At 72.9% G+C, this 23,036-nt stretch carries 20 protein-coding genes and 1 pseudogene; 7 read left to right on the top strand and 14 right to left on the bottom strand.

Annotated features, from left to right (window positions below; translation table 11 throughout):
• Positions 1-18 precede the first annotated feature (18 nt).
• The 3 genes from RM812_RS15575 to RM812_RS15565 all read right to left on the bottom strand — a co-directional run bounded on the left by RM812_RS15575 (position 19) and on the right by RM812_RS15565 (position 2,701).
• On the bottom strand, positions 19-1,143 hold the full coding sequence (locus RM812_RS15575; protein WP_311573144.1) for a sensor histidine kinase: 1,125 nt from the start codon (positions 1,141-1,143) through the stop codon (positions 19-21).
• Complete coding sequence (locus RM812_RS15570; protein WP_311573143.1) at positions 1,140-1,880, bottom strand: response regulator transcription factor; 741 nt, start codon at positions 1,878-1,880, stop codon at positions 1,140-1,142. The genes RM812_RS15575 and RM812_RS15570 overlap by 4 nt, the downstream gene beginning before the upstream one ends.
• A 122-nt stretch (positions 1,881-2,002) precedes the next feature.
• Positions 2,003-2,701, bottom strand: a complete 699-nt coding sequence (locus tag RM812_RS15565; RefSeq protein ID WP_311573142.1) for a spermine/spermidine synthase domain-containing protein — start codon at positions 2,699-2,701, stop codon at positions 2,003-2,005.
• A 188-nt stretch (positions 2,702-2,889) separates the two neighbouring features.
• Between RM812_RS15565 and lon the strand changes: the two genes are divergently transcribed.
• On the top strand, positions 2,890-5,313 hold the full coding sequence (gene lon / locus RM812_RS15560) for an endopeptidase La (RefSeq protein WP_311573141.1): 2,424 nt from the start codon (positions 2,890-2,892) through the stop codon (positions 5,311-5,313).
• Between the two features lie 76 nt (positions 5,314-5,389).
• Here the strand turns inward: lon and RM812_RS15555 are convergent, their stop codons facing one another.
• A complete protein-coding gene (locus RM812_RS15555) occupies positions 5,390-6,217 on the bottom strand; it encodes a lysozyme (RefSeq protein WP_311573140.1) in 828 nt (275 codons plus the stop codon).
• A gap of 237 nt (positions 6,218-6,454) precedes the next feature.
• On the opposite strand from RM812_RS15555, the gene RM812_RS15550 reads away from it, so the two are divergent.
• Positions 6,455-6,949 (top strand): MarR family winged helix-turn-helix transcriptional regulator, encoded by a 495-nt coding sequence (locus tag RM812_RS15550; RefSeq protein WP_311573139.1) that lies wholly within the window; start codon positions 6,455-6,457, stop codon positions 6,947-6,949.
• 16 nt (positions 6,950-6,965) lie between these two features.
• Here the strand turns inward: RM812_RS15550 and RM812_RS15545 are convergent, their stop codons facing one another.
• Entirely contained in the window at positions 6,966-7,757 is a 792-nt protein-coding gene (locus RM812_RS15545) for a protein phosphatase 2C domain-containing protein (protein WP_311573138.1), read from the bottom strand.
• 440 nt (positions 7,758-8,197) lie between these two features.
• Between RM812_RS15545 and RM812_RS15540 the strand changes: the two genes are divergently transcribed.
• The 5 genes from RM812_RS15540 to RM812_RS15520 are packed head-to-tail and all read left to right on the top strand — an operon-like array spanning position 8,198 to position 14,049.
• Complete coding sequence (locus RM812_RS15540; RefSeq protein WP_311573137.1) at positions 8,198-11,215, top strand: sensor histidine kinase; 3,018 nt, start codon at positions 8,198-8,200, stop codon at positions 11,213-11,215.
• A complete protein-coding gene (locus tag RM812_RS15535) occupies positions 11,212-11,715 on the top strand; it encodes a roadblock/LC7 domain-containing protein (RefSeq protein WP_311573136.1) in 504 nt (167 codons plus the stop codon). Before RM812_RS15540 ends, RM812_RS15535 begins: the two co-directional genes overlap by 4 nt.
• Positions 11,712-12,149, top strand: a complete 438-nt coding sequence (locus tag RM812_RS15530) for a DUF742 domain-containing protein (RefSeq protein ID WP_311573135.1) — start codon at positions 11,712-11,714, stop codon at positions 12,147-12,149. Before RM812_RS15535 ends, RM812_RS15530 begins: the two co-directional genes overlap by 4 nt.
• Positions 12,130-12,771: a GTP-binding protein gene (locus tag RM812_RS15525; protein WP_311573134.1), complete on the top strand. Its 642-nt coding sequence runs from the start codon at positions 12,130-12,132 to the stop codon at positions 12,769-12,771. The genes RM812_RS15530 and RM812_RS15525 overlap by 20 nt, the downstream gene beginning before the upstream one ends.
• Positions 12,772-12,786: 15 nt before the next feature.
• On the top strand, positions 12,787-14,049 hold the full coding sequence (locus tag RM812_RS15520; protein ID WP_311573133.1) for a styrene monooxygenase/indole monooxygenase family protein: 1,263 nt from the start codon (positions 12,787-12,789) through the stop codon (positions 14,047-14,049).
• On the opposite strand, the gene RM812_RS15515 is transcribed toward RM812_RS15520, so the two are convergent.
• From RM812_RS15515 to RM812_RS15475, 9 genes and pseudogenes are all read right to left on the bottom strand, one after another.
• Positions 14,013-15,173, bottom strand: a complete 1,161-nt coding sequence (locus tag RM812_RS15515) for a C40 family peptidase (protein ID WP_311573132.1) — start codon at positions 15,171-15,173, stop codon at positions 14,013-14,015. The genes RM812_RS15520 and RM812_RS15515 overlap by 37 nt on opposite strands.
• 103 nt (positions 15,174-15,276) lie before the next feature.
• Entirely contained in the window at positions 15,277-15,573 is a 297-nt protein-coding gene (locus tag RM812_RS15510; RefSeq protein ID WP_311573131.1) for a hypothetical protein, read from the bottom strand.
• A gap of 10 nt (positions 15,574-15,583) precedes the next feature.
• The gene (locus RM812_RS15505; protein WP_311573130.1) at positions 15,584-16,237 is read right to left on the bottom strand and encodes a TetR/AcrR family transcriptional regulator; all 654 of its coding nucleotides are present in this window, start codon (positions 16,235-16,237) and stop codon (positions 15,584-15,586) included.
• A gap of 62 nt (positions 16,238-16,299) precedes the next feature.
• On the bottom strand, positions 16,300-17,238 hold the full coding sequence (locus RM812_RS15500; protein WP_311573129.1) for an AurF N-oxygenase family protein: 939 nt from the start codon (positions 17,236-17,238) through the stop codon (positions 16,300-16,302).
• 181 nt (positions 17,239-17,419) lie between these two features.
• Positions 17,420-17,795: pseudogene (locus tag RM812_RS15495) on the bottom strand (DUF3291 domain-containing protein).
• Positions 17,796-17,876: 81 nt separating this feature from the next.
• Positions 17,877-19,334: a peptidoglycan D,D-transpeptidase FtsI family protein gene (locus RM812_RS15490; protein ID WP_311573128.1), complete on the bottom strand. Its 1,458-nt coding sequence runs from the start codon at positions 19,332-19,334 to the stop codon at positions 17,877-17,879.
• A 16-nt stretch (positions 19,335-19,350) separates the two neighbouring features.
• Positions 19,351-20,724 (bottom strand): FtsW/RodA/SpoVE family cell cycle protein, encoded by a 1,374-nt coding sequence (locus RM812_RS15485; RefSeq protein ID WP_311573127.1) that lies wholly within the window; start codon positions 20,722-20,724, stop codon positions 19,351-19,353.
• A 256-nt stretch (positions 20,725-20,980) separates the two neighbouring features.
• A complete protein-coding gene (locus RM812_RS15480; RefSeq protein WP_311573126.1) occupies positions 20,981-22,225 on the bottom strand; it encodes an ATP-binding protein in 1,245 nt (414 codons plus the stop codon).
• Positions 22,222-23,001, bottom strand: coding sequence for a hypothetical protein (locus RM812_RS15475; protein WP_311573125.1), 780 nt, complete (start codon positions 22,999-23,001; stop codon positions 22,222-22,224). Before RM812_RS15475 ends, RM812_RS15480 begins: the two co-directional genes overlap by 4 nt.
• Between the last annotated feature and the right edge of the window lie 35 nt (positions 23,002-23,036).

The raw sequence follows: 23,036 nt of genomic DNA, 5'->3' as shown, positions 1-23,036 counted from the left end.
TCCGCTTCGAACCCTACGTCAACTCGACGCCGACGGCAGGCCCGGAAGAGTGATGCGGATGCGGCAGCCCCGCTCGGATTCGGCCACACCGATCCGGCCGCCGTGCAGATCCACCGCCCAGCGCGCGATCGCCAGGCCGAGCCCGGTGCCGCCGTCGCTGCCCGGACCGTGCGGCCGGGAGACCGAACCCCGGTTGAACCGCTCGAAGACCCGGCGCCACTCCGACCGCGGAATGCCCGGACCCTCGTCGAGGACCTCCAGTTCGAGGGACTCGGGCAGTTCCCCGCGGCGCGCCCTGACCGTCACCCGGCCGTGCGGCGGGCTGTGCTTGACCGCGTTGTCGATGAGGTTGGCGACCACCTGGTGGATGCGCTCGGGGTCCGCGTGCGCCGTCAGGTCCGCCGGGAAGACGTCGAGGGCCAGGTGGACGTCGGTGCGGGTGTGACTGCCGGAGCCGGAGGCGATGCCCGCGCGTGCCGAGGCGACCATGTTGGCCTCCTTCAGCACGCCCGAGAGGTACGGCCACACCTCGAAGCGCCGCTTGCGCAGCGGTATGACGCCGTTGTCCAGGCGGGAGAGGTCCAGCAGCGTCTCCACCAGCCGGCCGAGCCGCTCGGTCTGCCCGAGGGCCGTGCGCATGGTCTCCGGGTCGGCCTCGGTGACCCCGTCGACGATGTTCTCCAGCACCGCGCGCAGGCCCGCGATGGGGGTGCGCAGCTCGTGCGAGACGTTCGCCACCAGCTCCTTGCGCTGGAGGTCCTGGGCCTCCAGGTCGTCCGCCATGCGGTTGATGGTGACGGCCAGGTCGCCCAGCTCGTCGCGGCGGTTCTCGCGCACCCGGCGCGTGTAGTCGCCGTGCGAGATGGACCGGGCCACGGCGTTCATCTCGTCCAGCGGCGCGGTCAGCGAGTGGGCCACGAACTGCGTGATCAGCAGCGTGGCGATCATCGAGAAGACCGTGATGAAGCGCAGCTCCGTCTTGGTGTGCACCGCTATCACCGACAGCCCGGTGGTGATCAGCACCGACGTGACGACCAGCGCACCCAGCTTGGTCTTGATCGAGAACGGGCGTACGCCGCCCCAGGGCTCCCCGGTGTTCCGAGGACCGGGGCTCCTCCGTGCGGCCTCCCGTCCCCCGCTCATGGCGTCGGCGTCTCCAGCGCGTAGCCCACGCCGTGCACCGTGCGGATGCGCTCGGCGCCGATCTTCCTGCGCAGCGCCTTGATGTGGCTGTCGACGGTCCGGGTGCCGGAGGCGTCCGCCCAGTCCCACACCTCGGCCAGCAGCTGCTCGCGGGAGAGCACCGCGCGCGGGGTGTTCGCCAGGCACACCAGGAGGTCGAACTCGGTGGGGGTGAGGTGGACGTCCTCGCTGCCCACCCGCACCCGGCGCTGCGCGTGGTCGATCTCCAGCTCGCCGAGGCGCAGGATGCCGCTGCGCGGCGTCGAGGCGGCCACGACGGCCCGCTCCACCCGGCGCAGCAGGACGTGGACCCGCGCGGCCAGCTCACGCATCGAGAAGGGCTTGGTCATGTAGTCGTCGGCGCCCACGCCGAGTCCGACCAGCATGTCCGTCTCGTCGTCGCGCGCGGTGAGCATCAGCACCGGCACCGGACGCTGGGCCTGCACGCGGCGGCAGACCTCCAGGCCGTCGAAGCCGGGCAGCATGATGTCGAGGATCAGCAGGTCGGGCTGCCAGGCCTCGGCCGTGTCGACGGCGGCCGGCCCGTCGCCCGCCGTTTGCACCAGGAACCCCTCGGCGCGCAGGCGGGTCGCGATGGCGTCCACGATCGTCTGGTCGTCCTCGACCACCAGCACCCGGCGCTGTGCGCCCTGGGTGGCCGTCCCCGTGCCGTTGTGGGAGGTCTGTGTCTGCTCCATCGCCCGCCCCTGAGGTGTGCTTACCGGAATCAGTGGGGTGATTCCTCGTCTGCGCATGACTGCGATTGACGCTTGAATGACCGCGTCAGGTCAGCAGCGTACGGGGAGTCACGGCGCCTTTGCTATCCAGGCCCGACGCCGATGTGGACGACGTCCGGAACGCCCCGGGCAACGGGGATCTCTTCGGTACGCACCTGCTGGAACCCGGCATTACGCAAGGTTTCTTCGAATTCCGGAGAGGGCTGTGCGGACCATACGGCAAGTACCCCGCCCGGCCTCAACACCCGTGCGCAGCCCGCCAGTCCGGCCGGTGCGTACAGTCCGTCGTTGCCCTCGGTGACGGTCCAGCCGGGGCCGTTGTCGATGTCGAGACAGAGCGCGTCGTACGTGTCGGAAGTCTCATTGACGTACGTCACCAGGTCCGCTTCCACGATCCGCGCGCGCGGATCGGCCAGAGCCTCGGCGGACAGCGCGGCCAGCGGCCCGTCGCGGTGCCAGTCGATGACGGCGCGCTCGCGTTCGACGACCGCGATCCGGCCCCAGCGGGGGTCGGTTGCCGCGTGTGCGAGCGAGAAGCCGACACCGAGCCCGCCGATGAGCAGGTGCGGTGCGGCCCGCCCGCCGCGGGCGTCGAGCGCCTCGGCCGCCGCGTCGACCAGGCGCCGCTCCGAGCGCCCGTCGGAGGTGTCCATCAGGAAGCAGCCGTTCGCGATGATCTGGAGCAGCGCCCCGTGCCGGCGCAGGACGACCTCGCCGTGCGGGCCCTCGCGACGGTCCAGCACCTCGGGGATGTCGTACGAGTCGTGGGAAGTGATGGGCATCGGCCCATCCTGGCAGGGAATGCCGGGCCGTTGGGCGGTGCTCCTGGGGAGAGTGCGACGGGGTCCCGGACAAGGGGACGGGGCGGTCCCGGCCCTTGATCGCTCAGAGCGAACACCTCTTGGGGAACAATCAGGGACTCCCTTTCATTGAGTCGATGTAACTCAACTTGACTGCCTAAGGGGAGATCATGGCTGCTGAGTCCGCCGCCTACACACCGCTCACCCTGCCCGTGCTGCCGCTCGACGACGAAGTGGTCCTGCCCGGAATGGTCGTCCCCCTGGACCTGAGCGACACCGAGGTACGAGCCGCGGTGGAGGCCGCCCAGGCCGCCGCGAGGTCCGAGTCCGGCAAACCCCGGGTGCTCCTCGTCCCACGCATCGACGGCACCCACGCCGCCACCGGCGTCCTCGGCACGGTCGAGCAGGTCGGCAGGCTGGCCGGCGGCGACCCGGGGGCACTGATCCGCGGCCGGGACCGTGTGCGGATCGGCGCCGGCACCACCGGCCCCGGCGCCGCGCTGTGGGTCGAGGGGACACGGATCGACGAGACCCTGCCCGAGCCGCTGCCCGGGCAGGTCGACGCACTTGTCAAGGAGTACAAGGCGCTCGCCACCGCCTGGCTGCGCAAGCGCGGCGCCTGGCAGGTCGTGGACCGCGTCCAGGCCATCGAGGACGTCTCCGCGCTCGCCGACAACTCCGGCTACTCGCCCTTCCTCACCACCGAGCAGAAGGTCGAGCTGCTGGAGACCGCCGACCCGGTCGCCCGCCTGAAGCTCGCCACCCAGCACCTGCGCGACCACCTCGCCGAGCAGGACGTCGCCGAGACCATCGCCAAGGACGTCCAGGAGGGCGTCGACAAGCAGCAGCGGGAGTTCCTGCTGCGCCGTCAGCTCGAAGCCGTGCGCAAGGAGCTGCGGGAACTCAACGGCGAGCAGGAGGGTGAGGAGTCGGACGACTACCGCGCCCGTGTCGAGGCCGCCGACCTGCCGGAGAAGGTCCGTGAGGCCGCGCTCAAGGAGGTCGACAAGCTGGAGCGGTCCTCCGACCAGTCGCCCGAGGGCTCCTGGATCCGCACCTGGCTCGACACCGTCCTCGAACTCCCGTGGAACGTCCGCACCGAGGACGCCTACGACATCCAGGGCGCCCAGTCCGTCCTGGACGCCGAGCACGCGGGCCTTCAGGACGTCAAGGAGCGGATCACCGAGTACCTGGCGGTGCGCAAGCGGCGCAGCGACCGGGGCCTCGGCGTCGTCGGCGGGCGGCGCGGCGGCGCCGTCCTGGCGCTGGTGGGCCCGCCCGGTGTCGGCAAGACCAGCCTGGGCGAGTCCGTCGCCCACGCGATGGGCCGCAAGTTCGTCCGCGTCGCCCTCGGCGGCGTCCGCGACGAGGCCGAGATCCGCGGCCACCGGCGCACGTACGTCGGCGCGCTGCCCGGCCGGATCGTCCGCGCGGTCAAGGAGGCGGGCTCGATGAACCCGGTCGTCCTCCTCGACGAGATCGACAAGGTGGGCTCCGACTTCCGGGGCGACCCGGCCGCGGCCCTGCTGGAGGTCCTCGACCCGGCCCAGAACCACACCTTCCGGGACCACTACCTGGAGGTCGAGCTCGACCTGTCCGACGTCGTCTTCCTGGCCACCGCCAACGTCCTGGAGTCCATCCCGGAGGCCCTGCTCGACCGCATGGAGCTGGTCCGCCTCGACGGCTACACCGAGGACGAGAAGGTCGTCATCGCCCGCGACCACCTGCTCCCGCGCCAGCTGGAGCGGGCCGGCCTGGACGAGGACGAGGTCACGATCGACGAGGGCGCGCTGCGCAAGCTGGCCGGCGAGTACACGCGCGAGGCGGGCGTGCGCACCCTGGAGCGGTCCATCGCCCGACTGCTGCGCAAGGTGGCGGCCCAGCACGAGCTGGGCGAGCGGGAGCTGCCGTTCACCGTCTCCGACGCCGACCTGCGCGACCTGATCGGCCGGCCGCACCACGTGCCCGAGTCCGCCCAGGACCCGGCCGAGCGGCGCACCTCGGTGCCGGGCGTGGCCACGGGCCTCGCGGTCACCGGCGCGGGCGGCGACGTCCTGTACGTGGAGGCGTCCCTCGCCGACCCGGAGACGGGCGCGGCGGGCCTGACCCTGACCGGTCAGCTGGGCGACGTGATGAAGGAGTCGGCGCAGATCGCGCTGAGCTTCCTGCGCAGCCGCGGCGCCGAGCTGGAGCTGCCGGTGGCCGACCTGAAGGACCGGGGCGTGCACATCCACTTCCCGGCGGGCGCGGTCCCCAAGGACGGCCCCAGCGCCGGCATCACGATGACGACGGCGCTGGCGTCGCTGCTCTCCGGCCGGCTGGTCCGCACGGACGTGGCGATGACCGGCGAGGTGTCGCTGACCGGCCGCGTGCTGCCGATCGGCGGGGTCAAGCAGAAGCTGCTCGCGGCGCACCGGGCGGGTGTCACCACGGTGATCATCCCCAAGCGCAACGAGCCCGACCTGGACGACGTCCCGGCGGAGGTGCTGGACAAGCTGGACGTCCACGCCGTCACCGACGTCCGCCAGGTCCTGGAGCTGGCGCTCGCACCGGCGACGAGCGGTGCGCGGCCGGAGGTTCCGGTCGCGGCGTGACGGACGCGTACCGGGAGGGGTGAGGCCCGGGTCCCCTGGAACGCGCCGGGGGGATCCGGGCCTCGCCCTGTGCGGGTCAGCCGTTGGCGAGCGCCTGGACGCGGTCGAGGGCGCCGTTGAACTTGTTGTGGTCGCCGACCGTCGGGCCGGACGAGGTGTACTGCCACATCGTGTAGTACCCCCAGCCGGCCGGCAGGGTGCCCACCGTCGAGGCGTAGCGGGCGATCCACAGCGGGTTGTACGCGGCGAAGCCGCCGTAGTTGCCGGTGCACTGGGTCCACCAGCTGGTGGCCGTGTAGATCACGGCGTCACGGCCGGTGCGCGACTTGTAGGTGTTCAGGAAGTCGCGGATCCAGGAGACCATCTGGCTCTGCGTCTTGCCGTAGCAGGCGGCCCCGTACGGGTTCCACTCGATGTCCAGCGCGCCCGGCAGTGTCTTGCCGTCGCGGGACCAGCCGCCGCCGTGGTCGACGAAGTAGTTGGCCTGGGCGGCGCCGCTGGTCGTGTCCGGGGTGGCGAAGTGGTAGGAGCCGCGGATCATGCCGACGTTGTACGAGCCGTTGTACTGCTGGGCGAAGTAGGGGTTCGTGTAGTACGTCCCCTCGGTGGCCTTGACGTAGGCCCACTTGACCCCGCTGTTCCACAGGGTCGACCAGGCGACGTTGCCCTGGTGGCTGGAGACGTCGACGCCCTCCGTCTGGGTGGCGTCGCCCGGGACGGGCGTGCCGCCCCGTCCGTCGTGCTCCACGACTCCCATGCCCATGTGGGCGGAGCCGCGGGGCGGGATGTCGGCGGCCGAGGAGGAGTGGGCGGGGAGGGTGAACACGAGGGAGAACGCGGCGAGCAGGATCCCGGAGACGGCGAGGCGCCGCCCGCGGGCCGATCCGGATCTGTGCACGAGCATGACGTGCCTCCGATGGCTCGGTGGTGCTCGGTGGGGGATGCGTGGGTGGGGAGAACCCTGGCCTGGCGTGGGCATGCCATTCAGGGTCCGAGGAAGACGCTACGCACGTAGAACGGCGGCTGGGAAGAGGGCGGGGAACCGCCGATGGTCTACGCCTGCGAAATACTTGCCGAGCTGGGGCGATGGCGGCCCCTGGCGGAAACTTTCAGGAACGGTAAAACCGAGGCAGGGACTGACGTGCACGAAGACGGGAACGGCGACGGTCGCGGAGTCGAATCCGACGTGTCCGGGAGTGGTGTGAACCAACCGGAGTTCCTGGCTCTGGAGCGGGAGTTGACGGTTCTGCTCCGGCGGGCCCGGGCCAACCAGGGGGAGATGGCCCGGGAGGTCCACCCCGACCTGGAGTCGTCCGCGTACGGCCTTCTCGTGCGGCTCGGCGAGTGCGGCGGGCAGCGGGCCACGGAACTCGCCGCCTACATCGGCGTCGGCAAGGCGACCATGTCCCGCCAGTTGCGCGCCCTGGAGCAACTCGGCCTCGTCGCCCGTGAGCCCGACCCGGCCGACGGCCGGGCCTGGCTGATCACCCTGACCCCGGAGGGCCAGGAACGCGTCGGCCGGGTACGGGAGGCCCGCCGCGCCCGCTACGCCCGCCGGCTGGCCGACTGGAACCCGCGCGAGGTGACGGAGCTGGCCCGGCTGCTGCACGAACTGAACCGGGGGATGGAGAAGTGAGCCACGTCCGACGGGCTCAGAGCTCCGCGTAGACCACCGTCGCGTCGTCGTGCGTCTTGCTGCGGCCGAGGAACGACCGGGTCCCCGCCGCGTCCGCGCGTTCCAGCTCCCGCACCCGGTCCACCAGGGCCTGCGCGCCCTCCTTGCGCACCAGCGTGAGGCAGTCCGCCCAGCCGCCCTCCCGGAACTTCTCCACCCACCGCGCGGCCCCGTCCGTCAGCGCCGCGAGCGCCCTCACCTCGGTGCGCGGCAGCGTTCCCGTCACCGCCCGCGCGGTCACCGCCGGGTCGGCCGCGGCCGTGAAAAAGCCGCCCTCCTTGTTGCGGAGGGTGGCGTCGACCAGCGCGTCCGTGCTGAGGGCCGAGCGGGGCAGCCGGGCCAGCCGGTCGTCCAGGACGGCCGTGACCGTGCCGTCCGGGGCCTCCACCAGCAGGGCCGAGTCGGACAGGACCAGGTACTCGACGGCGGAGGGGGACCACCGCGCCAGGACCACGGTGGCCTGCGGTGTGCGCGGGTGAGAAAGGTCACAGGTTTCCGCGTGTGCGGCCGAGGTACGAGCGATGGCGCGGGACAGGGCTTCGGCGAGGGGAACATCCGGGAGTGAAACGGTCAGTTCGGTCAGGGCTCCACCGAGGCGCGCCGTGAACCAGGGCACGGAATGCAGACAACCCGTCGCGCTCCGGGGCGGTGTCACACCGTCCAGCACGACGAGTGAACCACCCTGCCCCGAGGCCGGTAGTCCGACGCTCGCGAAGTCCTCGTTGGGGTGGTCGGCCAGGCCAGGTTCCGAGACGAGTTCCGTGCGCATCCAGCCAGTCTGCACGACCCCTTCACGGCGCCCGCAAATAGCCTGCATGATGACCGGAATCGACGCGGCGGTGCAGGTCAGGCGCCGGATTTGGGCTGGAATTCCGCACTCCGGTGACGCGTGGCGGCACATAGTGCCACCGCCCGTCGCGGACGTCCAACCGGCGCGCCGCACAGGCCCGTCGCGCGCGCCACGGGAACTTGCTCCCCAACTCCCGTCCGGGGTTCACTCCTTCGGGTGGCGGGTCGGATGATGCGCGCCCACCGGCCATCGGCACTGGGAAGGTCGGGAACCGGTCGGGGGCCTGCCCTGCTCTCGCGGCCTCCCCGCCCGCTGTGCGGTCGACGGCGGGGGAGCAGCCCAGAGCTTGGCGCAGGGCGCGTGCGCCGACCGGCCAGTTGACGGAGCGCCACCCGGGCCCCCGGGTACACGAGTGAGGAATGCGAGCACCGGTGCAGAAGACGCGGCCTCGTCGGACAGGCAAGCAGACGGCCCCCGAGGGGAACGCGGAGCGGACCCCCGGCATCTCCACCCCGGCGCCGTCGGCGGCTCCCGTCGGCAAGGGCCGCCCCACCCACGTACGGAACCGTCTGATCGTCGCCGTGGCGGTCGTGGCCGTCGCCATCGCCGGCGCCGGGGCACCCTCCGTCGTCGCCGCCTCCGGGCAACTGCACGACTCCCAGGAACTGGTGACGCTCGCCGAGCAGGCCCAGGGTGCGCTGACCCTCGCTCACTCCCTCGCCGACGAACGGGACGAGGTCACCCCGTACATCGCCGCCGGCCGCCCCAGGTCCAAGGCACCGTCCGAGCAGCGCAGCGCCCGCGTCGACCGGCAGGTGGAGGAGCTGCGCGCCGACACCGACACGCCCGCCTCCCTGCGCGAGGACCTCGACGCCGTCGCGACGCTGCGCCGGGCCGCCCTCACCGGCAAGAGCACCGCCCTGGAAGCCCACGAGGCCTACTCGGAGGCGATCACCGAACTCCACGCCCTGGCCGAGGAGCTGGCCGAGCGGATGCCGCCCCGCGCGGGCGCCGGTGCCTACGCCCTCGCCGAACTGGACACCGCCGTCCAGCAGGCCGCCGCCACCCGCGGCCTGCTGCTCGCGGCCCTCGGCGTGCCGAGCAGCACCGAGATCGTCTTCGACCCGGTCACCGGCCTGCCGACCGAGTCCCGCACCTCCTCGGACGCCGATGCCGAGCAGCGCGACGCGCTCTCCGCCGCCGCCCAGCAGGCCAGGGTGCGCTCCGACGCCGCCCTCGCCGACTTCCGCGAGGGCGCGCCCAAGGAGGCACGGGACAGCTTCGACTCCACGGTCACCGGTCCCGAGGTCGACTCCGCCGAGAAGTACCTCGCCGGCCTCACGGACGAGCCGACGCTCTCCGACAGCGACCTCGGCACCAGCACCAAGCGGCTGGAGGCCGCGCTCTCCGCCCGTGTCGACGCGATGCGCGGCGCCGAGTCCGCGCTCTACGACAAGCGCATCAAGTCCCTGGAGCGGCTGCGCGACGACGACGTCACCGCCCTGGAGATCCGGATCGCCGCCCTCGGCGCCCTGATCCTGCTCGCCGTCGGCATCGCCACCGCCATGGCCCGCACCCTCACCCGCCCGCTCTCGGTGCTGCGCCGCGGCTCGGCCCGGCTCGCCGACGCGGACGACCCGACGGCCCAGGAGCCCGTGGTCTTCACCGGCCGCAACGACGAGTTCGCCCAGGTCGTCCGCTCCGTCAACGCCCTGCACGCGCACGCCGCGACGCTCGCCGAGCGGGTCGCCACGCTGGAGGCCGACCGCAAGCACCTCGTCGGCCAGCGGCAGAAGATGGCCGACGCCCGCGAGGAACTGCGCGCCGAACTCGCCGAGTCCGCCGCCCAGCTGGACGTGATGCGCAAGAGCATCGGCTCCACCTTCGTCAACCTCGCCCTGCGCACCCTCGGCCTGGTCGAACGGCAACTCGCGGTCATCGAGAGCCTGGAGGAGCGCGAGCAGGACCCGGAGCGCCTCGCCACCCTGTTCAAGCTCGACCACTTCGCCACCGTCATGCGCCGGCACAGCGAGAACCTCCTCGTCCTCGCGGGCACCGAGCACATCCAGCACAGCACCGGACCGGTGCCGCTGGTCGACGTGGTCCGGGCCGCGGTCAGCGAGATCGAGCGGTACGAGCGGGTGCGCATCGCCGCACTGCCGCCGCACGCCCACGTCGCCGGGTTCGCGGCCGACGACCTCTCCCACCTGCTCGCCGAGCTGATGGAGAACGCCACCTCCTTCTCGCCGCCGGACCTGCCCGTCGAGGTCTCCGGCTGGCTGCTGGAGAGCGGCGAGGTGATGCTCTCCGTCCAGGACGAGGGCATCGGCATGGCCACCGAGCGGCTCCAGCGGCTCAACGCCCGCCTCACCGACTTCGACCCGGAGGCGCCCTACGACCAGGAGGGCGAGGACGGTCTCGGGCTCGGCCTGTACGTGGTGGCCCGCCTCGCCCACCGGCACGCCGCGCGCGTACGGCTGCGGGAGCAGAAGCAGGGCGGTGTCGCGGCCGTCGTGGTCCTTCCGAGCACGCTGCTCGCGGCGGCCCCGCCGGCCGCCCTCGCCCCGACCGCGCCGATGTCCGAGGGCACCGGGTCCTTCTCCCTGCCGGGCGCCGACGCCGAGGCCAACTCCAACGTCCTGCACGGCCGCGCGGAGAACGGCCGGCAGCAGGACGCGGACCCGCTGGTGGCCTCGGCGGAACAGGCCGTACGGCGCGCGGAGACCGACGCGGCGGACGCGGTGGACACGCCGGCTGCGCCGGACGCGGTGGGCACGGCGGTGAGCGCGGAGTCGGCCCCGGAGCCGGAAGAGGCGCAGAAGGCGGACCTGGACGCAGACCTGGAGCCCGCCCCTGAGCCCGCGCAGGAGCCCGCCCCTGAGCCCGCGCAGGAGCCCGGGCAGGAGCCCGCCCAGGAGTCGGAGGCCCCCGAGGCCGGGAACGCCCCCGGCCGGGACCTCCCGGACGACAGCACGATGGCCCTCCTGCTGCCGACCCAGGCACCCGCACCCGTACCGGGAGCGGAGCAGTCCACGCCGGAGCCCGCCCCGCAGGAACTCACCGCACCCGAGCCCCCCGCACCCCGCGCCGCCGACGCCTACGCCATCGGCCCCGACGCCCACGACCGCACGCCGGACGAGGACGCGACGCGGAGCGGGGAGAGCGAGCCGACCGGAACCGTCACCGACAAGGGTCTGCCCAAGCGGACCCCGAAGCTCGCCACTCCCACCTCGGTACCGCGACCGCGCACGACGGGTTCCGTCGACGCCGAGGCACTCCGCCGGCGCCTGGGGGGATTCCGCCGGGGGGCGGAGGCCGGCCGCCGCGACGTCGAGGCGGAGATCGCCGACCGGACGGCACCGCACGAGGCGCCGTCCGCGCCGGCAGGGACAACCGAAGAAGCCACGGGGGGCACTGTCGAGGAGGCAAGCAGTTGACCGCTCCCAGTACCTTCGGACTCAGCAGTGAAGCCCGCAATCTCCACTGGCTGCTGACCAACCTGGTCGAGGAGGTGCCCGGCATCCTCTCGGTCGCGGTGGTCTCCTCCGACGGGCTGCTGCTGCTCTCCTCCGACCAGGCGAGCAACGACGCGGCCCGCGAGGCCCAGGCGGTGCGCCGCACGGGACCGCGCGGATCCGCCGCCGACCTCGCCACCGTCGTCTCCGGCGTGGGCAGCCTGACCGTCGGCGCGGCCCGGCTGATGGACTTCGGCGGCGTGAAGCACACGATGGTCACCATGGACGAGGGCAGCCTGTTCGTCATGTCGATCAGCGACGGCTCGCTGCTCGGCGTGCACGGCTCCGCGGACTGCGACATGAGCGTCATCGCGTACCACATGGCGCTGTTCGTCGGCCGCGCAGGCCACGTCCTGACCCCCGAACTCCGCAGCGAGCTGCGGAAATCCCTGGAGTCCGAGTCGGCGGAGGGCGCCCGATGAGCAGCCCCAGGAAACCCGCGAAGAGCCTCCCCGTACGCGGCGCCGACCGCAAGCCCGCCCGCGTACGCCCGTACTCGCTCACCGGCGGCCGCACCCGCTTCGGGCACGTCCTGCTCGTCGAGACGTTCGTCGGCGCCACCGCCGGCACCGCCGCGCTCGAAGCAGCCGAGGAGCGCAAGGAACTGACGAACGGCGGCCTCACCTCCCGCGTGATGCCGGAGATGCGGGCCATCGTCGAACTGTGCCGCCGTATGCGTACGGTGGCCGAGATCGCCGCGCTGCTGAAGATGCCGCTCGGCGTGGTCCGCGTGCTCCTCAGCGACCTGGCGGACCAGGGAAAGATCCGCGTGTACGGCACCGGAACCGGCCACGGCACGGGCCGCCCGGACCGCGCTCTGCTCGAAAGGGTGCTCAGTGGACTCCGTCGTCTCTGACGTCGCCGCCTACGGCGTCCCCCCGCTCGTCGACCCCGACGAGCCCGTGCGGCCCTGGCAGACGGACCGCACCCGCGCGCCCGTCGCCACGAAGATCGTGGTCGCGGGCGGGTTCGGCGTCGGCAAGACCACGCTGGTCACCGCCGTCTCGGAGATCACGCCCCTGCAGACCGAGGCGCTGATGACCGAGGCGAGCGAGGAGACCGACGACCTCACCGCCACCCCGGACAAGCTCACCACCACCGTGGCCATGGACTTCGGCCGCATCACGCTCGACGACGACCTGGTGCTCTACCTGTTCGGCACGCCGGGCCAGCAGCGGTTCTGGTTCATGTGGGACGACCTGGTGCGCGGCGCGATCGGCGCGGTCGTGATGGCCGACACCCGCCGCCTGACGGACTGCTTCCCGGCCCTCGACTACTTCGAGAGCTGCGGACTGCCCTACGTCGTCGCGGTGAACCACTTCGACGGCAGCGAGCTGTTCGAGGCGGAGGACGTGCGGGAGGCGTTGACGATCCCGGGGCACATACCTGTAATGATCATGGATGCGCGCCGCCGGATCTCGGCCATCGAGACCCTCTTGTCCCTCGTGGGCCACGCGCTCGACGAAACCCCCGAGTAGGAGACGGAACACCGCATGCGGAAGATACTCGTCGTCGGGGCCGGCCAGTCCGGTCTCCAACTCGCCCTCGGCCTGCAGGCGCACGGCTACGAGGTCACCCTGATGTCCAACCGGACCGCGGACGAGATCCGCACCGGCCGGGTCATGTCGACGCAGTGCATGTTCCACACGGCACTCCAGCACGAGCGCGATCTCCAGCTGAACTTCTGGGAGTCCCAGGCCCCGAAGATCGAAGGACTCGGAGTCTCGGTGGCGGCCCCCGGCTCCTTCGACCCCGGGCCCTCGCAGCGGGCGATCGACTGGCTGGGCCGGTTCGACGGCATCGCGCAGTCGGTGGACCAGCGGGTGAAGATGGCCGGCTGGATGGAGACCTTCGCACAGCGCGGCGGCCAGCTCGTCATCCACGGCGCGGCCGTCGGCGACCTGGACTACTTCTCCCGCGCCTACGACCTCGTCCTCGTCTCCGCGGGCAAGGGCGAGCTGGTCCGGATGTTCGGCCGCGACGCCTCCCGCTCCCCGTACGGCGAGCCGCAGCGGGCCCTCGCCGTCGCCTACGTCCACGGCCTGGACCCGCGCCCGGAGCACCCGGAGACCGAGGCCGTCCGCTGCAACCTGGTGCCCGGCGTCGGCGAGATGTTCGTCATGCCGACCCTCACCACCTCGGGCCGCGCCGACATCCTGTTCTGGGAGGGCATACCCGGCGGCCCGCTGGACGCCTTCAAGGACGTCAAGGACCCCTCGGAGCACCTCTCCCTGACCCTGGAACTCATGGAGAAGTTCCTCCCCTGGGAGTACGCGCGGGCCACCAAGGTCGAACTGACCGACGCCGGCGGCACCCTCGCCGGCCGCTACGCGCCCACCGTCCGCAACCCGATCGGCCGCCTCCCCGGCGGCGGCACGGTCCTCGGCGTCGCCGACGTGGTCGTCGCCAACGACCCGATCACCGGCCAGGGCTCCAACTCCGCCTCCAAGTGCGCCGCCTCCTACCTCGCCTCGATCCTGGAGCAGGGCGAGAAGGAGTTCGACGAGGCCTGGATGCAGCAGACCTTCGACCGGTACTGGGAGACGGCCCGGCACGTCACCAAGTGGACGAACGCGATGCTCGCCCCGCCGCCGGAGCACGTCCTGAACCTGATCGGCGCCGCCGGCCGGCTCCAGCCGGTCGCCGACCGCTTCGCCAACGGCTTCGACGACCCGGCCGACTTCGAGAACTTCTTCTACGACCCCGCGAAGACCGAGGGCTACCTGATGGAGGTCTCCGGAGCGGCCGGAGCGTAGGCGGCGGCGTACCCCTCGTGGGCCCCGTCCGTCGCGCCCCGGGGGAGCTTCGGCGGCGTGTACCGCCGCAGGGGCTCCCCGCCGGGGTCGGGCCGTACGGCGCCCAGCACCGGGTTGGCCGCGATCGGCGACACCTTGACCTCGGCGCCGGGACGCGGCGCCTGGACGACCATGCCCCCGCCGAGGTACAGCGCCACATGGGTGGCCTCGGGGAAGTAGACGACCAGGTCACCGGGGCGCAGCTCGGCGAGCGGGATGTGCTCGAGCCGCGCCCACTGCTCCTGGCTGGTCCGTGGGATCGGCGTCCCGGCCCGCTGCCAGGCGACGGAGGTCAGGCCCGAGCAGTCGTAGGACGCCGGGCCCTCCGCGCCCCACTCGTACGGCTTTCCGAGCTGCTCCACCGCGAAGCGCACCGCCCGCTCGCCGTTCGCCGACGGTCTGGCGTCCTCACCGAGCGCTCCGGACGCCACGAACCGTTTCTGCGCCTCGGCGATCCCGGTCCTCTCGAACTCCGCCAGCGCGGCCAGTTTCCGGGGGGTGAGCGAGGCGAGCAGCTCCTCGACGGCGTGCAGCCGGTCCCGTACGGCGTGCTGGTCCTGCTGCTGCCGCCGCGCCAGGGCGAGTTGCCGGTCCATGGCCCCGCGTGCCCGCCGGGCCAGCTCGTCGGCCTTCTTCTCGTCGTCGGTCAGGCGGCCCACCGTCTCGGCCCGCTCCCGGGCCAGCCGCCCGATCACGCGCCCCTGGTCGAGGGCGTGCTGCGGGTCGCGGGCGAGCAGGAGTCGCAGATAGGGGGAGAGGCTGCTGCTGTTCTGGTACTGCTGCCGGGCGAGCCGTCCGGCAGCGCCGCGGCTGTCGCGCAGGGACAGCCGGGTCCGGGCCAGCTCGGCGTCCAGCCGCCTCACCTCGGCGCGCTGCTTCGCCAGCCGCTCCTCGGTGGCGTTGTAGGTCTCGGTGGCCTTCTCCGCCTCCCGGTAAAGCCCCTGAAGGTCCGTCAGCAGTCCGGCCACGGACCGGTCGTCGCCGGCCCCGCCGGGCTCGGGTACGGCCGCGGCGGGCAGGGGCGCGAGGACCATCCCGGCCGCCACCGCCGCCGTACACACCAGACGCAGAAGCCTTCCTGACACGTCATCACCTCCGTTGCGGGGCGGCTCGTCCGCTCCGCACGGCGAGCATGTGACGTGTGGTGGTGCTCCGCGCGCCGAGTGTGCGCGGTTCGGCGCAATCGGGTCACCCGTCGGCGTCGTCCGGCTTGCCACCCGGCGTGGCGTCCGGCTTGGACCAGGGCCACTTCCGGCCGGAGCCCTTGCGGCCCGTGGGGTCGTAGGCGTACTTCCAGCGGGCGAACCCGGCCCGGCCCCGTTCGCGGGGGACGCGGCGGTAGACGAGCACGGTCGAGGGCCCGCCGGACGGGTCCGGCACGGGGATGCGGTAGGTCTTCGGCGGGTGCCCGGTCATCCCGACCAGCACGGGCAGCACCCGCCCGTCCATGGGGCCGCCCTCGAAGGGGGTGTCTTCGCTCTTCACGGCACCAGTGTCAGACATCCGCCGCCAGCGCCTCGACCAGCGCCCCGGTCTGCGGGTCGCGGCGGGCGGTGACCGCCAGCATGGCCAGGAACTGCTCCACGAGCCAGTCCCGCAGCTCGTCCACGGGCGGCCGCTTTCCCTCGTCCAGCCAGATCAACGAGGACGCCTCCACCGCCGTGATCCACATCCGGACCGTCATCCGCAGCCGCGGACCGGGCCCGGCGACCTCCAGGTGGCTCAGGATGTGCTCGGCGGCGGCCCGGCGCACGCCGTCCACGATGGACGAGGTCCGCGAGGTCTCGGCCACGCTGCCGCCCCGCAGCAGCGCGCTGAAGCCGGTGTCGTGCTGGTCGACGAAGGCGAGATAGCGGTCCAGGGCGCGGGACAGCCGGGCCGGCAGGGGGCCCTCGCGGGGCTCGTCGAAGCACAGCCGCAGTTCGTCTGCGGCCGACCCGAGCGCGGCCTCGTACAGCTGCTGCTTCCCGCCGGGGAAGTACCGGTACACCAGGGGGCGCGAGACCCCGGCCTGCTCCGCCACGTCGTCCAGGGAGACCTCCTCCGGCGGCCGGTGCGCGAAGAGGGTGAGCGCCGCGTGGAGAAGCTGGACGCGGCGCTCCTCGACGCTGAGGCGGCGGTAGGCGGGGGTGGGGGCCTGCGGGGTCATGGAGCGCAGGGTAACCCGCACGCCGCCGCGGCCACCCGTGTGAGCCGGCCGGACCGGCCCCACTACGCCAGCAGTCCCGACGCCCGCCACAGCCGGCGGCCGACACCCCGCAGTACGCCGATGTCGTCCAGGAAGTCCGTGAGGCGCTTCGCGCCGGTCTGCATGATGTCCCGGCGGTGGCCGCTGGCCTTGACCTGGGCCATCGCCTCGCGCTTGTCCAGGCCGACGTTCGTGTAGACCTCGGGGTTGACGAAGGCGACCGAGAAGACGCGGGCGAACTCGCCGGAGGTGACCCGGGTGAACTCCTGCGACCACTTCGGTGCCGTCACCATCTGGCGGCGCAGCTCCTCACGGGCGTACCGGACGTGGCGGGCCTCCTCCACCACGTGGATGCGCGTGACGCCCCGGATCAGCGGCTGGATCCGCTCGTCGGGGAAGGTCAGCCGCTGCATCCAGTCCAGGACCTCCTCGCCGAGCAGGGTGGCGGTGAAGGAGCCGGGCGTGGTGGAGATCGTCTTGAACAGGCGCCCCAGGTTCTGGTGGAGCGGGCTCACCGGGTACCACGGGGTCTGGCCGCGGGATATCAGCCGGGCGAACATCTTCGAGTGCCGGCACTCGTCCTCGATCTCGGTGAGCGCGTAGCGCACGTGGGCGCTGGTCGCCGACTTGTCGTAGACGTGCCGCACCAGCAGCTGCATGAGGATCAGCTCGAACCAGATGCCGAGCGAGGCGAGCGCCGCGGCCTCGTGCTGGGAGAGCAGGATCCGCTGCTCCTCGCTCATCCGCCGCCACATCGGGGTGTCGTACAGCGACACCAGCTCCGGCGGCCAGAACCACTTGCCCTCCTCGAAGGGCGCGTCCCAGTCGAGCTCCTTGTCCGGGTCGAAGGAGTGCTTGGCGGAAGAGGCGAGCAGCCGTTCGGCCACCTGCTCCCGGTCCTTGAGCAGCCCGAGCGCGTCGCGCAGGCCGTCGAGCGCGTCGGCTTCCGTCAGGGTCGTCATGGCTGTCCCACCTCGTTGTGTTACCCGCGGTCACTCGCTCGTCTTATGAGACTGCGCGTCAGCAAGCTCGTCAATCCCCTGCGCGGGACTTGTTGACCGTGGGTAAAGCGGCGGGGGCACCAGTAGGGGCGGCAGTGGGGGCAGTAATGGGGGGCTCAGGTCTTCCGGCCGGGCGGCCGGGTCACTGGACCGAGCAGCCCAGCCCCTCCGGCACCTCGCCCGTCACCGGCTCCGTCGCCCCCGCCGGGAACGACGTGCGCAGCGTGAAGGCGTACGGCGTCGGGCCGTGCGTCCGCAGGTGCAGCAGGCGCGACTCCGCCTCCGCGACCGTGGGGCGGTGGCCCGCCGGGACCCACCAGACCCGTCAGGGTGTTCGCGTCCCGCCACACCGTCAGGTTGACGATCAGCCAGTCGTCGCCGAAGAACGGCACGTCCGTCGCGTTGCCCGACTCGCTCTGCAACCGCCAGACGAAGCCCTCCGCCGCGTTCACCGGGTCGAGCGCGTCCACGAAGTCCTTCGACCGCGGTGAGTCCAGCGGTGCTTTGAGGCGGGCGATGTCGACCTGGGCGAGTTCGTGCCCGGCATGAGTCGTGGACCGAACGGCAGGTCGGTGACCCGCTCCGCGGCAGCCCCCGTCTCACCCAGTGAGCACCGCCTCCATCACCGCCCGTGCGATCGGCGCCGCCAGCCCGCTCCCGCTCACGCCCTCGCGGTCCGCCGCCGTGCCCTCCACGACCACCGCGACCGCGACCTTCGGCTCCAGGTCCTGGTCGGCCTGCGCCCAGGAGACGAACCAGGCGTACGGCGTGCCCGAGTTGCCGACGCCGTGCTGGGCGGTGCCGGTCTTGCCGCCGACGGTGGCGCCGCGGACGGCGGCGTTCGCGCCGGTGCCGTTCTCCACGACACCGGTCATCAGCTCCTTCAGCCGCGCCGCCGTGGAGGGCCGCATCACCTCCCGGGAGGGCTGTGACCCGGCCGTCGCCACGAGGCTGCCGCCCGCCCTGAGGGTCCGCTCCACCAGGTACGGCGAGCGCACCTGGCCGCCGTTGGCCACGGACGCCGCCACCATCGCCATCTGGAGCGGCGTCGCCCGCGTGTTGTACTGCCCGATCGAGGACAGCCCGAGCTGCGCCCGGTCCACCGAGGTGTCGAAGGTGCTCCGCGCGACGGAGAAGGGGATCCGCAGCCCGGCGTCGTTGAAGCCGAAGGCCTTCGCCGTGGCCGCCATGCCGGTCACGCCCACGTCCACTCCGAGCTTGGCGAACACCGTGTTGCAGGACCGCTCGAACGCCTCCCGCAGCGTGGCGTCCCGGCACCCGTCGGACTCGTTCGTCAGCCTGGTCCGCGTGCCGGGCAGGGTGTACGGGTCGGGGGCGCGGATCGGCGCGTCGAGGTCCCGGACCACGCCCGCGTCCAGTGCCGCCGCCGCGGTGACCACCTTGAAGGTCGAGCCCGGCGGGTAGGTCCGGTGCACGGCCCGGTTGAGCATCGGCTTGTCCGGGTCGCCGTTCAGCCGGTTCCAGGTCCGGGTGGCCGCCGTGTCGTTCCCCGACAGCGACTGGGGGTCGTACGACGGGGTGGACACCAGCGCCAGGATCCGGCCGGTGGACGGCTCGATCGCGGCCACCGCCCCCGTGCGCCGGCCGAGCGCTTCGAACGCCGCCCGCTGCGCGGCCCCGTTGATCGTCGTCACCACGTCGCCGCCCGCGTTGTGGGTGCCCGTCACGTCGTTCCAGAGCGGCAGCGGCGCGAGCATCGGGTCGGCGCCCGACAGGAGGCCGTCCTCGGCGTGCTCCAGCAGGGTCGTCCCGTACGCCTGCGAGGCGAAGCCGGTGATCGGCGCGTACAGCGGCCCGTTGGCGTACGTACGCTCGTAGCGCAGGTGCTCGCCGGTGTCCCGGGAGCCGGTGACGGGCTCGTCGCCGACCACGATGTCGCCGCGCGGCTGCTGGTACCGGGCGATGTCCGGGCGGCGGTTGGCCGGGTTGTCGTCGTACTCGGGGGCCTGGACGACCTGCACCCGGGCGGCGTTCACCACCAGCGCGACCAGCAGCAGGGCGCAGAAGGCGGCGGCGTGCCGGATGTGCCGGGTCACCGGAGCCTCCCGGCCCTCACGCCGCCACCTGCTCGTCGGCCTGGCTGCGGGCGGCGTGGCTGACCCGGATCAGCAGGGCGACGATCGCCCAGTTGGTGACGACCGAGGAGCCGCCCTGGGCCAGGAACGGCATCGCCATGCCGGTCAGCGGGATCAGCCCGGTCACCCCGCCCGCGATGACGAACACCTGGAGCGCCACGATCGAGGAGAGGCCGACCGCGAGCAGCCGGCCGAAGGGGTCGCGGGCGGCGAGGCCCGCCCGGTAGCCGCGCTCCACCAGCAGCGCGTACAGCAGGAAGACCGCGGTCAGGCCGAGGAAGCCCAGCTCCTCCCCGGCCGTCGCGAGGATGAAGTCGGACTTGAGGGCGAATCCGATCAGGGCGGAGTGCCCGAGGCCGAGTCCCGTGCCGGTCACCCCGCCCGCCGCGAAGGCGAACAGCGACTGGGCCAGCTGGTTGGGTCCCTGACCGGCCTCGATCGACGCGAACGGGTGCAGCCAGTCCTCCACCCTGCCGTGCACGTGCGGCTCCAGCCAGCCCACGGCGACCGCGCCCAGCGAGGCCAGCAGCAGGCCCACCGCGATCCAGCCGGTGCGGCCGGTGGCGACGTAGAGCAGGACGACGAAGAGGCCGAAGAACAGCATCGAGGTGCCGAGGTCGCGCTCCAGGACCAGGACGCCGACGCTGACCAGCCACACGGCGACGATCGGGCCGAGGACCCGGCCGGTCGGCAGCTGGAGCCGCCACACCCGGCGCCCCGCGTACGCCAGCGCGCTGCGGTTGGCGGCCAGGTACGCGGCGAAGAACACCGCGAGGAGCACCTTCGCGAACTCGCCGGGCTGGATGGAGAAGCCCTCGATCCGGATCCAGATGCGGGCGCCGTTGACGGCCGGGAACAGGACCGGCACGGTGAGCAGGACGAGCGCGGCGGCGACGCAGACGTAGGCGTAGCGCTGGAGCACCCGGTGGTCGCGCAGGAGCAGGACGACGACGATGAACAGCGCGACGCCCAGCGTCGACCACACCAGCTGGGTGGGGGCCGCCCGGTCGCCCGGCGTCTCCAGGTCGAGCCGGTAGATCAGCACCAGGCCGAGGCCGTTGAGCAGCACGCCGATGGGCAGCAGGAGCGGGTCCGCCCAGGGGGCGCGCAGCCGCACGGCCAGGTGGGCCAAAAGCGCGAGCACGCCGAGCCCGGCGCCGTAGCCGGCGGCGCCGGGCGGGAGGGTGCCGTGCTGGGCGAGGCCGACGTTGCAGTAGCCGAACACCGACAGCAGCACGGCCATGACGATGAGCGCGAGTTCGATGCCACGGCGCCGGGCCAGACGCGCGACGGGAGCGGGCGTGTCCGCCTGTGTCACGGTGATTCCGGTTCCGGTTCCGGCCTTGGTCATGTCCGGAACTTACCTAAATGGTGTGGTGTGCGAGTAGGCCCGCGCCGCGGCCGGCGTCCCCGCCGGAGGGGTTGCCCACGACGCTGCTGGAATCCGGTTCAGCGGCGACATGGGATACCTCCCGGGAAATTCAGGCGCCGAGGCGGCCCAACGTGACTGATCGCCACATTAGGGGCGGTGCGGGGGCCTCGCCCGTCGCACTGCGCCATCGGGGAGCGAGCCGCGCTCCGGGCCACTCAGGGCCGCTCCGGGCCACTCAGGGCTGCTGAGGCAGCGTCAGCGTGGCCAGCGCCCCGCCGTCCGGCGGATTCGCGAACTCCAGCCGTGCCCCGAGCACCTCCGCCTGCCCCAGCGCGATCGTCAGCCCGAGCCCGTGCCCCTTCGACCCGCCCTCGGTGCGGAACCGCTGCGGCCCGTGCGCGAGGACGTACCCGGGATAGCCGTCCCCGTGGTCCCGTACGGTGATCACCCGTCCGTCCACGGTCAGCACCACCGGCGCCCGCCCGTGCCGGTGCGCGTTCGCGACCAGGTTGCCGAGCACCCGCTCCAGCCGCCGCCGGTCGGTATCCACCCACGCGTCCCGTACGACGTCCACGCGCGTGTCGGTGCCGGAACCGCGCACCACCCGCGCGGCCACCGCGCCCAGCGCCTCCGCGTCCACCTCGAGCCGCTCCCGCCCGGTGTCCAGCCGGGAGATCTCCAGCAGGTCCTCGGTGAGCGTGCGCAGGGCGGCCACCCGGTCCCGGACCAGCTCGGTCGGGCGGCCCGGCGGCAGCAGCTCGGCCGCCGCGTGCAGACCGGTCAGCGGGGTGCGCAGTTCGTGCGCCACGTCCGCGGTGAACCGCTGCTCGGCGAGCAGCTTGCCCTGCAGCGACGCAGCCATGGAGTCCAGCGCGGCGGCCACCGAGGCCACCTCGTCCTGCGGGCGCGTCGGGTCCTGCGCCCGGGGGTCGTCGACCCGCGCGTCCAGGTCGCCCGCGGTGATCCGACGCGCCACGCGCGCCGTGGTGTGCAGCCGGCGCGTCACCCGTGTCACGGCGAACGCGCCCACCAGCAGTGTCGCCCCGATCGCCAGGGCCGAGGACCACACGATCGCGCCGTCGAGGCCCTCGATGGTGCGCTCGCCCTGGGAGTGGTCGACCTGAACGGCGAGCGCCCGGCCGCCGGCGGCGGGACCCGCCGCCCACATCGTGGGGCGCCCGTCGTGCTCGGCGAGCATCGTGCCGCGCCGCCCCGAGACGGCCAGCTCCCGCAGCCGCCGGGGCAGGCCCGGGGGGTCGACGCCGGCACCCCGCCGCAGCGGGTCCCCGGCCTCGTACGCCGCCGTCGCCTCCCGCAGCCGGACCAGGGCGACCTCGCGGGCCTGGCCCACGGTCTGGTTGGTCACCGAGACGTGCACCAGGACGCCGAGCAGCGCGGCGAGCGCGCAGCACATCACGGTGATGAAGACGGCCGCCCGCACCGCGAGCGGGCCGGCCCACCGGGGAAGGGCGAGCCTCATCGGGCGGTCGCCGAGGAGGACGCGGTCGCCGAGGGCCGCGCGGACGCCGAGGGAGACGCCGACGGGCGCTTCCGGGGCTTGCCACCGCCGTCCGTGCGCAGCATCTCGTCCCTCGTGAGGAGCATGGCCCGCTGGTCGGGGTCCCAGGTCCACTGGAGGCGGTACTCGTAACCGGCGACCTCCGAGGGCGACCGGACGATCACCGTCCGCCCCGCCAGCTCGACCGCGCTGACGGCGTCGTCGTAGGACATGACCCGCACGAGCCGGTCCTTCTCGACGGTGTAGACGCGCACGGCGGTCAGTTTCTGGGGCAGCAGCCGGAAGCCCAGTGTCATCTCGGGGCGCCCGTCGCCCGTCAGGTCGCGGTAGTACGGGTGGAGCACCGGGCACCGGCTCCGCCCACCCTGTGTGCCGCAGTCGGCCATCCGGTCCGCCGTCTCGTGGTACTGCGCCCCGGCACCCTCGTAGTCGTCCGGGTGCGCGGTGATCTCGGCCCGGACCGCGGCCACCGGGTCCGCCCGGCGGATGTCACCGCCGGGCACGGCGACGCCCTGGACGACGGCGTGCTCCACTTCCCCGATGTCATAGGCCGGACTCGACGCCGGCGTCAGGTCGGGCCAGAGCCGGGCCGGACTCTGCGCGGCCGGGGTCGCACCCGCTCCCCGCAGCCCGCCCGCGTCACCGCACGCGGTCAGCGCCCCGGCCGCCGCGGTCGCCAGGACGAGCGCGAGGGCGGCGGGGACGCGGGCGCGGCGCCCACGGCGGCTCGGGAGCACTGCACTCCTGGGGTCGGTGATCGGCGTCGGTGGCC

This window comes from Streptomyces lancefieldiae (assembly GCF_031845825.1).
Taxonomy (GTDB): domain Bacteria; phylum Actinomycetota; class Actinomycetes; order Streptomycetales; family Streptomycetaceae; genus Streptomyces; species Streptomyces lancefieldiae.
The sequence above is the reverse complement of the archived record's forward strand: the minus strand, read 5'-3'. Positions and strand labels throughout refer to the sequence as shown.